This window comes from Vibrio gazogenes, from assembly GCF_002196515.1.
Taxonomy (GTDB): Bacteria; Pseudomonadota; Gammaproteobacteria; order Enterobacterales; family Vibrionaceae; genus Vibrio; species Vibrio gazogenes_A.
In genome coordinates this window covers 2,128,730-2,142,654 of record NZ_CP018835.1, presented here as the reverse complement: position 1 = coordinate 2,142,654, position 13,925 = coordinate 2,128,730, and the positions used below count along the sequence as shown (strand labels likewise).

Genomic DNA, 13,925 nt, shown 5'->3' with positions numbered 1-13,925 from the left:
CATAATTCCGAACAACTCTCATTGCTTTATAGTGATCATTATGGCGTTATTTGATTCCGCCCCCCGCTCGATATGTATCCTGCGTCTGTCTGCCATTGGTGATGTGTGCAATGCCGTTGCAGCGGTTCAAGCCATTCAACACCAGTGGCCTGAAACCAAAATCACTTGGATTACAGGTCGGTTAGAAGCGCAATTACTGGCTGGTCTCGACAATATCAACCTCATTGTGTTTGATAAAAAGCAAGGCTGGCAAGCTTATCGCCAACTCTGGACAACCCTGAAGGGGGAGCGATTTGATGCGCTCCTCCACATGCAGTATGCATTTCGAGCCAGTATTGCCACGTTGGGAATCAAAGCAACCTATAAGTTAGGCTTCGATGCCACACGCAGTCAAGACTGCCAAACTTGGTTTACCAATCTGCATGTCCCTTCTCCGGATAAACCCCATGTTCTGGATGGTCTGCTTGCCTTTGCACAATATATGGGTATTCGGGATATCACACCAAAGTGGACACTCACTTACAGTCACCATGACCAGCAATGGGCAACGCAACAACTCCGTCAAGACAAACGGAACCTTGTGATTGTTCCCGGTGCCAGCAAAGCCTATAAAAACTGGACCGCCGCAGGCTACGCTGAAGTGATGCGATATATTCATGGGCAGGGTTGGCATATCATCCTTGCCGGTTCCCCTGCGCAAGTTGAACTCGATTTAGCCAACCAGATACTTGATCGAGTCGATTTTCCCGTGACTAATCTAGTCGGTCACAGCACCTTGAAACAGATGCTGGCTTTGTTAGATCACAGCGATCTGGTGATCGCACCGGACACCGGCCCGACTCATATGGCCAATGCTATGGGGACACCGGTTATCGGATTGTATGCTCACCATAACCCACAACGAACCGGGCCTTATTGCTATCAGAATTATGTTGTTTCCGCCTATGAAGAGGCAATTCAAGCGGAAACCGGTAAAACCATGACAGCGTTAAACTGGCGTGCCCGCGTCAAAGACAAATCAGCCATGTGTCGGATTCAGGCACCGCAAGTCATTCAAATGTTTGAGAAAGCAGTGAAAGATTTTAATCTGTGAGTCAAATCCCGCCCGAACAGGCGGACAAACGACTTAAAGACAAATAGCTGTATCCTGCTATCATCTGACAACAACCCGACTTGAACCATAACATCATCTCAACGGAGACTTATCATCGTGACACAACCAACCTTAGCCGTGGCCCTTATTGTAAAAAATGAAGCCAAGCATCTGGAAGCCTGTCTAAAAACGGTTCAGGGCTGGGTCGATGAGATTGTTATTCTCGATTCAGGGAGTACCGATGACACCGAACATGTTGCTCGTCAGTTTACCGATAAATTCTTTTTGAATACTGACTGGCCGGGATTTGGGCCACAGCGTCGTCTCGCGCAATCGTACGTCGAATCAGATTATGTCTTATGGTTGGATGCCGATGAACGAATCACACCAGAGCTGCGCCGCAGTATTCAAGACGCGGTGAAAGCAAATCAACCCAATACCATCTATCAAATTTCGCGGTTAAGCTGGGTGTTTGGCCGATTCATCCGTCACTGTGGTTGGTATCCGGATAAAGTCTTGCGTCTCTATCCAACCCAACTGACGCAATACAACGATGCATTGGTTCATGAAAAAGTCGAAGTCACATCATCCATGCGTGTCGAAACGCTGTCCGGTGACGCAATCCACTATACTTATGACGATATGAATCACTACTTGGTCAAGTCAGCCGGATATGCGAAAGCATGGGCAGAGCAGCGCCAACAACGCGGGAAAACAAGCAGTCTCGGGCAAGGCATCATTCATGCACTCGGATGCTTTGTGAAAATGTATGTGATCAAAGCAGGTTTCTTAGACGGAAAGCAGGGATTACTCCTGTCCCTGCTTTCGGCTCATTCTACATTTGTGAAATACGCTGATTTGTGGATAAGGACAAATACGGCGCCACCCAAACATTAATATCACCCAAGAGCGATTCAATTTGAATTTGGCTCATATCTTCCTGTTGTGATTGACCACCGAGTGCCGGGGGGGCAAATGATAAATGACGCCCTTGCGAATTCAACGGATACCAGCGTAATGGTGTTGCCGAACGCTTGGCAGGAAAAAAACCAATCGTCGGAACATCAATGGCAGCAGCAATGTGCAAGGGACCGGTCGAGCCGGCAATGAAAAGGCTCGCACAAGCAATCGATCTGGCGAAATCCACCAACCCGTCATTCTTATGATAGACCACGGCTTTTTCACCGTGTTGATTGATCGATCGTTGAAGTTGATAGGCTTTTTCTTCTTCTCCCGGCCCAGCGGTCAGCACCACCTCAAAGTTACCGTTTATCCCATCGATCAACTGACTATACTGTTCGAGAGACAGGTTATTGGCTGAACCGCCACTTCCCGCATGAACAAACAGCCAGGGTTTGGCAGAACCAATTCCCAGCTGGGCAGCCAGTTTGTCTTTTTGTTTAGCGAGTTCTGATGCGGTGAAAGTCAGGTAAGGTGGCTGCGGCTCAACCACGGGGATCTGATGATCCTGCAAAAAGGCACGAATCAAATCCAGATTATATTCAAATTCAGGTTTCGCGGACTGTGAGCGTTTCTGCTTCACCCGATGATTGTAAAACACTTGTGCCAGTTTCGTCGCCGGAGCCATTCGGTATGGAATTCTCGCCTTCCAGACCAACAACGCATTGTAAGTGGTCGAAAATAAGTTAATCGACGCATCAAAGTGACGCTGGCGGATCGCTTCAATCAGCGCCTGTTGAGAGGCTGCTGAACCCTTTTTAGTCGGGTCTTCAAGCACAGCATCAATCCACGGACATAATTCGGCAAGCGCGATAGTATAACGAGGTACCAACGCAGTAATGTGACAATCAGGAATCGATGCTTTCAGCATTGCGAAACTCGGCCATGCCAACATGAAATCACCGATTTTATCATTACGAATGACAAGTATTTTTTTCATTTCAAACTCTTATTCCGTCACATACCATCGATCAGACGGACATCAATAGGTTATTTTGAGTCTTTTTGTTACTATAATATGCGTGTCAGATGCTCTGACAAACGTTGCATTCTTAGTCGCCTTCGGTATATACCAAAGGAACGCTGTTTAACTGTTGAGATAACGGACTGTGAGCAAAAAAAAATTATCGCGCGTCATCTATCCGGGAACATTCGATCCACTCACCAACGGACACCTTGATATTGTCAACCGCGCTGCTGGTATGTTTGACGAAGTCATTATTGCTGTTGCCGCCAGCCCCAGTAAAAATACCATGTTTACACTGGCGGAAAGAGTCTTTTTTGCCGAACAAGCAACCCAACACCTGACGAATGTCAGTGTACAGGGATTTGCTGGGTTATTGGTTGATTTTGCCAGGCAAGTCAGTGCAAATGTCTTAATTCGCGGCCTGCGAACAACCATGGATTTTGAGTATGAATTCGGCTTGACCAACATGTATCGCAGGCTGATGCCAGAGCTCGAGAGTGTTTTTCTCACGCCGGCAGATGAGTTCGCATTTCTCTCTTCAACGATTGTCCGGGAAGTTGCTATCCACGGGGGAGATGTCGATACATTTGTGCCACCAGTCGTTGCAGAATCACTGCGTAAAAAACGGAATATCTGACGACAGAGGCCACTATTTTTGACAGAGCGGGCAATAGAAAGAATTCCGTTGCCCAATCTTCTGCGCCACGATCGCCTGACCACATTCAGGGCACGGCTCCCCTTCTTTTCCGTAAACACGGAGTTCCTGAGCAAAATACCCGGGCTTCCCATCCGTTTGAGCAAAGTCTTTCAAGGTCGTGCCACCCTGTTGAATCGAGTGGGTCAGCACCGCCTTAATCTCTGTCACCAGCGTCTCCCATTCACGCATTGTCAGTGAACCAGCCTCACGGGTAGGCCGAACGCCAGTGGTAAACAACGACTCATTGGCATAAATATTCCCGACACCAACCACCACTTTATTGTCCATAATGAACTGTTTAACGGTTACTCGTTTGCCCTTCGCTCTCGCGGCCATATACTCAGCAGTCAATTCATCAGAAAGCGGTTCAGGTCCAAGATTATCGAACACCGAATGAGTCATGCCCTTCTCTACCCATAACCACGCACCAAATCGTCTCGGATCGTTATAGCGCAACACTTTCCCGTTCATCATAAACAGATCGACGTGGTCGTGTTTGCCGGGTGGAAGCGAAACATCCAATACGCGCAAAGAGCCTGACATTCCCAAATGAATAATCGCGGTGCCGACATCGGTTTCCAACAAGAGATATTTTGCTCTGCGATGAATCCGCCGAATCACTTGCCCTGTAATCTGCTGTAGCTCAAAAGGGATCGCCCAACGAAGTTTCGGTGTCCGCACACTCACAGATTTCACTTGCTCGCCCACCAAAAAAGGACTAATTCCCAGTCGGCTTACCTCAACTTCCGGTAACTCCGGCATTTCAATTCTCCTACTCCATTGATGATTTGGTGACAACCGATGGAAACAGATAATGATCTTCTACGCTGATAGCAATCCAGTGTTCCTGCCAGTTTTTTAATAACCAAAACTGTGGGAAGCGATAATAGGTAATTCGCTGTGGCTCTTCCTGCTCTTCATACCAGACTTCAACCGTTCCCGGATCATTCAACTTGCCAGACAATGAGTGATAAGTCTTATCATCAACCGGCGTACCAACCAGATTTCGCCACCGTTGTACCAGTTCTAACGCTGAAATATCAAATGACACCGTCGATGTCCAGTCACCATTCGAGTCACGCACCAGCGACCAAGGCTGAGTGTGTATCGACGTCATCGTCAGTTGGGGATTGAGAAGCGATGGATTGCTCTGAGCTTCATGAGGTAAAAGATAATCTTTAATCATGGATGGTAGATTCAAAATGACGATAAATAAAATCACCGCCAGAATCAGATAATTATTCCAACGCCGTTTTCGATCCTTCATCAGGTCACTCTCAACAGATATTGTCGCTTATCGATATATCCGTTCATCCTATGATCTTTCGCAGCAAAAAGGTAGATAGGAGATAATAAAAAACCCAGCCGAAGCTGGGTTTTATAACACTTACAAAAAGCAGTTCAATTACTTGATTTTAGCTTCTTTGTAAACAACGTGCTGGCGAACCACTGGATCAAATTTTTTGATCTCAAATTTGCCTGGCATGTTGCGCTTGTTCTTGTCAGTAGTGTAAAAATGACCAGTACCAGCAGATGATACCAGACGAATTTTTTCACGAATGCCTTTAGCCATTGCTCAATTCCTCTTAAACGTTTTCGCCGCGAGCACGAATATCAGAAAGAACGGCATCGATGCCTTTCTTATCAATGATACGCATGCCTTTCGCAGTCAGGCGCAGTTTAACAAAACGTTTTTCGCTCTCTACCCAGAAACGATGAGTTTGTAGGTTCGGCAGAAAACGACGCTTAGTAGCATTACGTGCGTGCGAACGGTTGTTCCCCGCTACAGGACGCTTACCAGTTACTTGGCATACTCGGGACATGAATGTCTTCTCCAAATCGTTTCAGCTCGATATCAACCTTGGTGGCCGAACCTCTCTCCATGTTGAAGGGTGAGGTTTAAAACCATTATGGAAAATCCATACAAGGCTATCAAAGGTCGCGCATTATACTAACTTGATGTGCATTGCTCAAGACCCGAACAGATCCTTTTTTGCAGATCCTGAGATCTTTTTCATCGCCGAGCTGATAATAGGTTGAAAATTTAGTGGCCGAATGATAACAGAATCTCCTGTTCCCACAACTAAAAACTTTCGTAAAATCCATCAAATTAACCGAAAGCGGCAACTCCCTCGCAAAATCATGATAAGCGATTCAACGCCTGTCACAACGAAGCTTCAATATTAAATCCAGCCTCGCTCAGCAAAAGAAACAATCTCGCCATCACCGATGACAAAATGATCCAAGACACGGATATCCACTAGTGCCAAGGCATCAATAATCCGTCGCGTAATATGTCGATCCGCCTGACTGGGTTCCGCAACACCAGACGGATGATTATGGGCCAGAATCACGGATGCAGCATGATACTGCAGTGCTCGCGCCACAATCTCGCGCGGATAGACACTCGCAGCATTGATCGTGCCTTCAAACAAAATTTCACCACAAATAACCCGATTCTGGTTATCCAGAAACAGTACATAGAACGCTTCACGGCGTCTGTCCCGAAGTATGCCGGATAAATAATGACGCGTGTATTGCGGATTCGTCAGAGCATCCCCTCTTTGGATCGTCTCCGAAAAATAACGCTGAGCCATTTCTAACACCGCCTGCATTTGCACAAACTTCGCTTCCCCCAACCCTTTATGTTGGCAAAACACACTCTTCTGGGCTGAAAATAATGCACGGAGCGAACCGAATTCCTGTAAAAGAAAATCAGCTAATTCGAGAACATTCATCCCGGCAACACCGGTTCGTAAGAAAATAGCCAATAGTTCAGCATCAGACAGGGCATGGGGACCACGGGACAGTAGCTTTTCCCGTGGCATTGACTCTTTAGGAAGGAATTTCAGGCTCATTGTATGGCTCCTCTCGGTTTGCCATACAAATACTGGAGATAAAATCGAATTCAACTTTGTTGATAAGAAATCCGAGAGATATCAACATCTGTTGCAATTGTTATGTCGGTTAAATCTTAAAGTGCCCGACCAAATCTCCCATTTTTTTACCAGATAACGCCAAACGGCTACTGATTGATTCCGACTGTTGCAGATTATCACTCAACTCATTCACAATCTGCTGAATCGCGACCAGATTCTGGTTGATCTCTTCAGAAACCACGCTTTGCTCCTCTGCGGCCGACGCAGTCTGAATCCCCATATCCTGAATGGTCCGAATTGCTTGAGAAATACCAGACAAACTTTCTCTGATACGAACCGATTCTTGTTCAGTGCTTTCGCCCCGCTCACGACTCGTTTTCATACGGCTGACCGCTTTAGTTACCCCTTGGTTCAACGAGCTCAGCATATTACCAATCTCTTGCGTGCTATTCTGAGTCCGACTCGCCAGCGAGCGAACTTCATCGGCAACCACCGCAAATCCTCGCCCTTGTTCCCCGGCTCTTGCTGCTTCTATTGCAGCATTTAATGCCAGTAAGTTCGTCTGTTCAGCAATTTCCCCAATCACATCCAGAACCTGTGTGATTTCTCCGGCTTGTTGGCTCAACTCCGAGATGGCATCAGAGGTCAGGTTCACCTCTTTCACCAAACTGCTAATCCCCTCAATCGCTAAATTCACCTCATCCTGTGCCTCATGAATCTGCTGGTTCGCTGACTCTATCGCTTGGGCGGTAGAATTGGTGTTCAACGCGACTTCACGAGCTGTTGCACTCATTTCTGTGACCGCAGCAACCACTTTATCGGTTTCCTGACAGTGATTATTCATCTTCTGATTTGAATGAGACGTCTGCTGATCCAGATCATTCACAGCCGAGACCACCTCATGCTCGGTTCGGCTGATATCTGAAATCAACGGATGTAACTTATCCATGAAGGAGTTGAAAGCTTCAGCCACCATACCGACTTCATCACGACTTTCCACATGCAAACGAGCGGTCAGGTCACCCCCTCCAGCTGCGACATCCTGCAACGATTTCAGGATATGATGTAGTGGCTCAACACCTTTAGAAACTAACCAACTTACAATAACAATCGTTAATATCAGCCCAGCCACCGATAACCCAATCGCTGACCACATTTGCTGATGTAACAGTTTTTCCCGATTGTTTTGAAAAGCTGCCACCTGACGATCAATATCATCAATGTAAACCCCGGTGCCTAGAATCCAATCCCATTTCGGCAGGTATTCGGCATAACCTAACTTCGGTGCTTGAGCATTCAGAGAAGGTTTATGCCATGAAAAATAGAGAAAACCATCTCCCGATTTCGCTGCTTCAATTAAACCCGCAATCACAGGAACACCATTACTATCTTTCATGTTGTAAAGGTTCTTTCCTTCCAGTTGTGGCTTAATCGCATGCAATGTATTCACACCTTGGGAGTTATAGGCAAAGAAGTAGCCATCATCATCAAAACGCATCGCTTTTAATATTTCTTTTGCCCGAGCCTGATTCTCACCATTTTGATCACTATCATAGAGAGACTTGATAGCCGTTGTTCCCATCATGACATAAGCCTTCAGCTTATTCTTATGGCTGGTTACCAACTCTTGTCGATATTGTGCCAGCTCTTGCTTCAGTGAAGTCATCCCACTCCAGTAATACACCATTGTAATCAGCGCTGTAATAACTATCAGAGGAATGACAGTAATTAAGAGGAGCTTGGTCCTGCTCCGAAGAGAACTAAACATAAGATTCCTTATCTCTATATCGATTGACTATTTATCAATACCCCTCTTATTGCATATATTGGCATAAATATCTGTGAGTTATACTCAAGTCTTTGAATATGACAATCTGAGCGGATGAGTTCCTCTGACACAGTTCTGACATCTTTTCAGGAGTTGTGCTAGCATAGCGCGCAGGGTGATTAAGGAATCAAAACATGCAAACATTGGCAGGAAAGAAAATACTGCTGGGGATCAGTGGTGGCATCGCAGCATACAAATGTGCAGAACTGACACGGCGTCTGATTGAGCACGGCGCAGAAACCAGAATCGTCATGACCGATGCAGCAAAAGCTTTTATTACACCGCTCACCATGCAGGCTGTTTCCGGCCACCCCGTCTCAGATAGCTTGCTCGATCCAGCGGCTGAACGCTCAATGGGTCATATCGAGCTGGCCAAATGGGCTGATCTCGTCCTGCTGGCTCCGGCAAGTGCTGACCTCATTGCCCGTATCGCGGCAGGTATGGGAAATGATTTGCTCTCCACTCTTATTTTAGCAACGCAGGCTCCCGTGGCCCTCGCACCAGCCATGAATCAGCAAATGTATCGACATGTCGCCACCCAGAGAAATCTGGAGACTCTCGCATCATTTGGCATGCACATTTGGGGACCGGATGCCGGAGAACAGGCCTGCGGTGATGTCGGACCGGGACGAATGCTGGAGCCGATGCAACTGGTGCACCTGTGTGAACAATTTTTCCAACCCAAGTTACTTGCAGGAAAATCGGTACTCATTACTGCCGGCCCGACCAGAGAAGCGCTCGACCCAGTCCGTTATATGACCAATCACAGTTCCGGCAAAATGGGATTTGAGATAGCCAGAGCGGCTGCCCAGCTCGGTGCTGATGTTACGCTAATCGCCGGACCAACCCATTTATCGACGCCAATTGGCGCTCAAAGAATCGATGTCAGCAGTGCCGCCACTATGTATGACGCAGTGATGGTGCAAGCTCCAAATCATGATGTCTTCATCAGTTGTGCTGCGGTTGCCGACTATCGGCCAGCGGACATTGCCGATCAAAAAATCAAAAAAACTGACGATTCCGATACCATGACCATCACGCTGGTCAAAAATCCAGATATTGTCGCCTCTGTTGCTGCAATGACCACTCACCGCCCATTTACGGTCGGTTTTGCCGCAGAAACCCAACAGGTTGAACAGTATGCCCGTTCGAAAATGGCGCGTAAAAATCTGGACATGATTTGTGCAAACGATGTATCGGTCAGCGGACAGGGATTCAATAGCGATCAAAATGCACTTCATCTGTTCTGGCCCACAGGGGAGCAAAAACTATCATTAGCTCCCAAATCGCAGTTGGCGCTGGCACTCATGACACTTATCAGTGAAAAAATAGGATAAAATAACAATCGTAACCGACTGAATTCATTCACCCGGTTACTGATAGCATGTGGTAACGGAAAGGGTATGGTAATGACCGGAACAAAAAAAAGTAATCGCCGTGACGAAATTCTTCAGGCACTGGCTGAAATGCTAGAGTCTCATGATGGCGCCTCTCGCATTACTACCGCCAAGCTTGCAAAGCAGGTCGGTGTTTCAGAAGCAGCGCTCTATCGTCATTTTCCCAGCAAAGCCCGCATGTTCGAAGGGCTGATCGAGTTTATCGAAGAAACGCTGATGTCGCGGATTAATATGATCCTCAATGAAGAGAAAGATACGCTCAACCGTCTGAACATGGTGATGCAGCTGATTTTAACATTCTCTGAACGCAACCCTGGGCTGACTCGGATATTATCCGGTCATGCGCTGATGTTTGAAAACGAGCGGCTCCGTGAACGAATCAACCAGCTTTTTGAACGCATCGAAACCTCTTTACGTCAGATTTTACGTGAGCGTCAACTTCGCGAAGGCAAATCATTCCCTGTCGGAGAAAATATTCTCGCGGCTCAACTATTAGGACAGGTTGAAGGAAGTTTGAATCGTTTTGTCCGTTCAGACTTTAAATATCAGCCAACTGCAAATTTTGAACAATACTGGTCACTGCTCAGTGCGCAATTGAAATAACACTTTATGAATGATTACAAAATCGGCAAACCTGCTTTTTCCGTCTCATTATTACACCCCAAATACTGGGGGGTTTGGTTTGGATTCGGCCTTCTCGCTGCAATCGTGAACCTCTTGCCTTATTCCATATCACTTTCACTGGGACGCTCACTGGGGAAATTAGGCATGAAGTTCGGCAAAAAGCGGGTCCATATTGCCAGAACAAACCTGAAACTCGCCTTTCCTGAAATGTCCTCCGATGATATCGAAGCGATGGTGGTCGAGAACTTCAAAAACACCGGTGCAGCGTTAGTCGAATCGGGGATCACATGGTTCTGGCCGACTTGGCGTTTTCGCCGCATTCTGGTCGAAAAAGATATCAGTGCCCTACGCAAACATGCAGAAAATAATAAGGGTGTGCTGTTGTGTGCAGTGCATGCCCTGAATCTAGAGATCTGTGCCCGTGGTTTTGCTGTACTCGGCTTACCCGGCTATGGTGTTTACCGCCCACATGGCAATCCCGCTTATGAATTTATCCAGTATCGCGGCCGAACCCGCAACGGCAACAAACTGGTATACCGCCGCGATCTCAAGCAGATGATTCGCGTGTTACGTAAAGGCGAACGGCTGTTTTATCTACCGGATCAAGACTATGGTCATAATAAGTCCGTCTTTGTGCCATTTTTTGCTGTTGATGAGGCCTGTACCACAACCGGTACCAGCCTGATTGCCTACCCCAGTAAGTGTGCTATTGTCCCCGTTTCCGGATTCCGGACGACTCAGGGCACCTATGAAATCATGGCCGATATTTCGATTGAAGAGCAATATCCCCAAAAGGATATGACGGCAGCGGCAGCCTACCTCAATCAATATATTGAGAGGGTGATCATGCGCGCCCCGGACCAATGGATGTGGCTTCATAAACGATTTAAATCGTTGCCTGACGGAACCAGTCACACTCGATATCAATAAACATCAGGATTATGCATTCATGAGTTCAACGCCAGACAATCCCCGTCAAAACAGCATTGACAATTACCTTTACAATCCGACTTTCCAGTGGTCCTTTTTGCATCCTCGCCACTGGGGAACTTGGTTAGGTATCTTGGTTGCCGCACTATTTGCTTTTATCCCCCCGAAATGGCGAGACGGGCTCGCACGTAAAATAGCCAAGCCAATCGTCAGTAAAAATGGCCGTGTCGTGCGTCGGGCTCGCGTCAACCTTGCCTACTGTTTTCCGGAAAAGAGCGAAACCGAACGCGAACAAATTCTGTACGAAACATTTGTCAAAGCAGCCCAGTACATGCTGGGCTACTCTGAATTTTTAGTACGCTCGACCCGGCATAATCAACAACGGGGAGAACTGATTGGTGAGGAAAATCTGTTACCGTTACTGGATGCCGGAGAAAAAGTTATCATTCTCGCTCCCCATGCCTGGGCAGTGGATTATCCTGCGGTCATGCTGGCGGCGCGCGGTTATAAAGTCACAACCATTATGAAACCGCAGCGTAACCCGATTGGTGACTGGCTGATGCATGTCCAACGAATGCAATATGGCGGACGTATTTTTGCACGAGACGCGGGTGTGAAACCGTTCGTTCGTTCCATTAAAGATGGTTACATCGGTTATTGGCTCCCCGATGAAGATCATGGCCCTCAGAATTCTGTTTTTGTGCCCTTCTTTGCCACCGAAAAAGCCACACTGAAAGGCTTTGGCAAAATGGCGCGTTTATCGAAAGCGAAAGTGGTCCCTGTGTTACCCGCTTATAACGATAAAACATCCAAATATGAAGTGTATATATTGCCGGCAATCGAAAATTTCCCGACCGGTGATGAAGAACAAGATGCCCGAGCAATGAATCAAGCAATTGAAGATTTGGTCACGCCACATCCGGAACAATATATGTGGAACTTATTTCTGCTACAAACACAGCGCGACGGCAAAAAAATATATCAGTAACATCAAAAAACTCAGCCACTGGCTGAGTTTTTTCATTCAAGCAATCATTTCAATCTGTCACGGATTTAAGCCACACCGTACTGATCACGATAAGCTTTCACCGCTGCCAGATGTTCAGCACTATTACCTTGCTCTTCGAGGTAAGTAATTAAGTCGGTCAGGCCTACAATTGAAATCACAGCACAACCGAAGTCTCTTTCCACTTCCTGAATCGCGGATAACTCACCGGAGCCTTTTTCCTGACGATCGATCGCCACCAATACTCCTGCCAGTGCTGCACCGTTGGCTTGGATAATGGCCATCGATTCCCGAATCGCCGTGCCCGCTGTAATCACATCATCCACCAACATGATCTTGCCTTGGAGTGCACTGCCGACCAGATGTCCGCCCTCACCATGATCTTTGGCTTCTTTGCGATTGAAACAGTATGGCGTATCGACATCATGATGATCCGCCAAAGCGACGGCGGTTGTGGTTGCAATGGGAATCCCTTTATAAGCCGGGCCAAACAACACATCGTAATCAATCCCTGAATCGACCAATGCTGCTGCATAAAAACGCCCCAGACGCGCCAAATCCCGTCCGGTGTTAAACAGACCGGCATTGAAAAAATAGGGGCTTTTCCGGCCGGACTTCAAAGTAAACTCACCAAATTTCAGGACTTCTTTTTCAAGGGCAAATTCAATAAATTCACGCTGGTACGCTTTCATGACTTTCTCTCTTTTTGTTGCTCTTTTTTCTGATAACGACTGTCGATGTTCCCATCCACAAAACAATCGCTAAAAAAATAGCGCCAACAAGGCGCCATTCTCGACCATTAATCTTCTAAGACCGCTTTCTGTACAGCCACAATATCCGTGATACCTTTTTTCGCGACAGCCAGCAGATCCAGTAGTTGTTCATGGCTGAACGGTTCGCCTTCTGCCGTCCCCTGAATCTCAATCATTTTCCCGGCTTCGGTCATCACCACATTCATATCGGTGTCGGCAGACGAGTCTTCGACATATTCCAAATCACACAACACATCATCACCGAGAATCCCGACAGAAACAGCAGCCACGTGACCTTTCATCGGGTTCTTCTTCAATTTTCCAGACTGAACTAAAGACTGAAACGCGTCCGCCATCGCCACACTTGCACCGGTAATCGACGCTGTCCGAGTGCCGCCATCAGCCTGAATCACATCACAATCAACTGTGATCATGATTTCACCCATCGCTTCCAGATCAACCACTGCACGTAAACTACGGGCAATCAGTCGCTGGATCTCCATCGTCCGGCCACCTTGCTTACCACTGGCAGCTTCCCGACGCGTTCGCGAATGAGTCGCGCGCGGTAACATCCCGTATTCAGCGGTCACCCAACCTTTACCCTGACCTTTCAACCAACGGGGAACATTCTCCTCCACACTGGCATTACACAACACTTTGGTATTCCCGAACTCAACCAACACTGAGCCTTCAGCATAGGCAGTATAATGGCGAGTAATTTGAATCGGACGAACTTGATCCGCAGCACGGTTGTTTGGACGCATAAGGTATCTACCTGTTGTTGTCTTGGAT

16 protein-coding genes are annotated in these 13,925 nt (G+C 47.2%); 7 read left to right on the top strand and 9 right to left on the bottom strand.

Annotated elements, in window-relative coordinates:
- Positions 1-40 precede the first annotated feature (40 nt).
- Positions 41-1,093, top strand: a complete 1,053-nt coding sequence (locus BSQ33_RS09675) for a glycosyltransferase family 9 protein (RefSeq protein ID WP_088133976.1) — start codon at positions 41-43, stop codon at positions 1,091-1,093.
- A gap of 117 nt (positions 1,094-1,210) precedes the next feature.
- Complete coding sequence (locus BSQ33_RS09670; RefSeq protein ID WP_088133975.1) at positions 1,211-1,990, top strand: glycosyltransferase family 2 protein; 780 nt, start codon at positions 1,211-1,213, stop codon at positions 1,988-1,990.
- On the opposite strand, the gene BSQ33_RS09665 is transcribed toward BSQ33_RS09670, so the two are convergent.
- Positions 1,929-2,993: a glycosyltransferase family 9 protein gene (locus BSQ33_RS09665; RefSeq protein ID WP_088133974.1), complete on the bottom strand. Its 1,065-nt coding sequence runs from the start codon at positions 2,991-2,993 to the stop codon at positions 1,929-1,931. The two genes, BSQ33_RS09670 and BSQ33_RS09665, sit on opposite strands and share 62 nt — an antisense overlap.
- A gap of 169 nt (positions 2,994-3,162) precedes the next feature.
- Here BSQ33_RS09665 and coaD point away from each other — a divergent pair, with 169 nt between their 5' ends.
- Positions 3,163-3,657: a pantetheine-phosphate adenylyltransferase gene (gene coaD / locus BSQ33_RS09660; RefSeq protein ID WP_088133973.1), complete on the top strand. Its 495-nt coding sequence runs from the start codon at positions 3,163-3,165 to the stop codon at positions 3,655-3,657.
- Between the two features lie 12 nt (positions 3,658-3,669).
- On the opposite strand, the gene mutM is transcribed toward coaD, so the two are convergent.
- The 6 genes from mutM to BSQ33_RS09630 form a co-directional block, all read right to left on the bottom strand.
- Entirely contained in the window at positions 3,670-4,479 is an 810-nt protein-coding gene (gene mutM, locus BSQ33_RS09655; RefSeq protein WP_088133972.1) for a bifunctional DNA-formamidopyrimidine glycosylase/DNA-(apurinic or apyrimidinic site) lyase, read from the bottom strand.
- Between the two features lie 10 nt (positions 4,480-4,489).
- Entirely contained in the window at positions 4,490-4,984 is a 495-nt protein-coding gene (locus BSQ33_RS09650; protein WP_088133971.1) for a hypothetical protein, read from the bottom strand.
- Positions 4,985-5,122: 138 nt separating this feature from the next.
- A complete protein-coding gene (gene rpmG / locus BSQ33_RS09645; RefSeq protein WP_004728408.1) occupies positions 5,123-5,290 on the bottom strand; it encodes a 50S ribosomal protein L33 in 168 nt (55 codons plus the stop codon).
- 13 nt (positions 5,291-5,303) lie between these two features.
- Positions 5,304-5,540: a 50S ribosomal protein L28 gene (gene rpmB / locus BSQ33_RS09640; RefSeq protein WP_072960344.1), complete on the bottom strand. Its 237-nt coding sequence runs from the start codon at positions 5,538-5,540 to the stop codon at positions 5,304-5,306.
- Between the two features lie 360 nt (positions 5,541-5,900).
- Positions 5,901-6,575, bottom strand: a complete 675-nt coding sequence (radC, locus tag BSQ33_RS09635; protein ID WP_088133970.1) for a RadC family protein — start codon at positions 6,573-6,575, stop codon at positions 5,901-5,903.
- 109 nt (positions 6,576-6,684) lie between these two features.
- Complete coding sequence (locus BSQ33_RS09630) at positions 6,685-8,364, bottom strand: methyl-accepting chemotaxis protein (protein WP_088133969.1); 1,680 nt, start codon at positions 8,362-8,364, stop codon at positions 6,685-6,687.
- A gap of 194 nt (positions 8,365-8,558) precedes the next feature.
- Here BSQ33_RS09630 and coaBC point away from each other — a divergent pair, with 194 nt between their 5' ends.
- From coaBC to lpxM, 4 genes are all read left to right on the top strand, one after another.
- Positions 8,559-9,761 carry a bifunctional phosphopantothenoylcysteine decarboxylase/phosphopantothenate--cysteine ligase CoaBC gene (coaBC, locus tag BSQ33_RS09625; RefSeq protein ID WP_088133968.1) on the top strand — a complete coding sequence of 401 codons (1,203 nt, stop codon included), beginning with the start codon at positions 8,559-8,561 and terminating at the stop codon, positions 9,759-9,761.
- 72 nt (positions 9,762-9,833) lie between these two features.
- Complete coding sequence (slmA, locus tag BSQ33_RS09620; protein WP_072960582.1) at positions 9,834-10,424, top strand: nucleoid occlusion factor SlmA; 591 nt, start codon at positions 9,834-9,836, stop codon at positions 10,422-10,424.
- 6 nt (positions 10,425-10,430) lie between these two features.
- Complete coding sequence (gene lpxL / locus BSQ33_RS09615) at positions 10,431-11,375, top strand: LpxL/LpxP family Kdo(2)-lipid IV(A) lauroyl/palmitoleoyl acyltransferase (RefSeq protein WP_088133967.1); 945 nt, start codon at positions 10,431-10,433, stop codon at positions 11,373-11,375.
- Between the two features lie 19 nt (positions 11,376-11,394).
- Positions 11,395-12,363: a lauroyl-Kdo(2)-lipid IV(A) myristoyltransferase gene (gene lpxM / locus BSQ33_RS09610; protein WP_088133966.1), complete on the top strand. Its 969-nt coding sequence runs from the start codon at positions 11,395-11,397 to the stop codon at positions 12,361-12,363.
- 65 nt (positions 12,364-12,428) lie between these two features.
- Here the strand turns inward: lpxM and pyrE are convergent, their stop codons facing one another.
- Positions 12,429-13,073 (bottom strand): orotate phosphoribosyltransferase, encoded by a 645-nt coding sequence (gene pyrE, locus BSQ33_RS09605; RefSeq protein ID WP_088133965.1) that lies wholly within the window; start codon positions 13,071-13,073, stop codon positions 12,429-12,431.
- A gap of 107 nt (positions 13,074-13,180) precedes the next feature.
- Complete coding sequence (gene rph / locus BSQ33_RS09600; RefSeq protein WP_088133964.1) at positions 13,181-13,897, bottom strand: ribonuclease PH; 717 nt, start codon at positions 13,895-13,897, stop codon at positions 13,181-13,183.
- Positions 13,898-13,925: the final 28 nt, after the last annotated feature.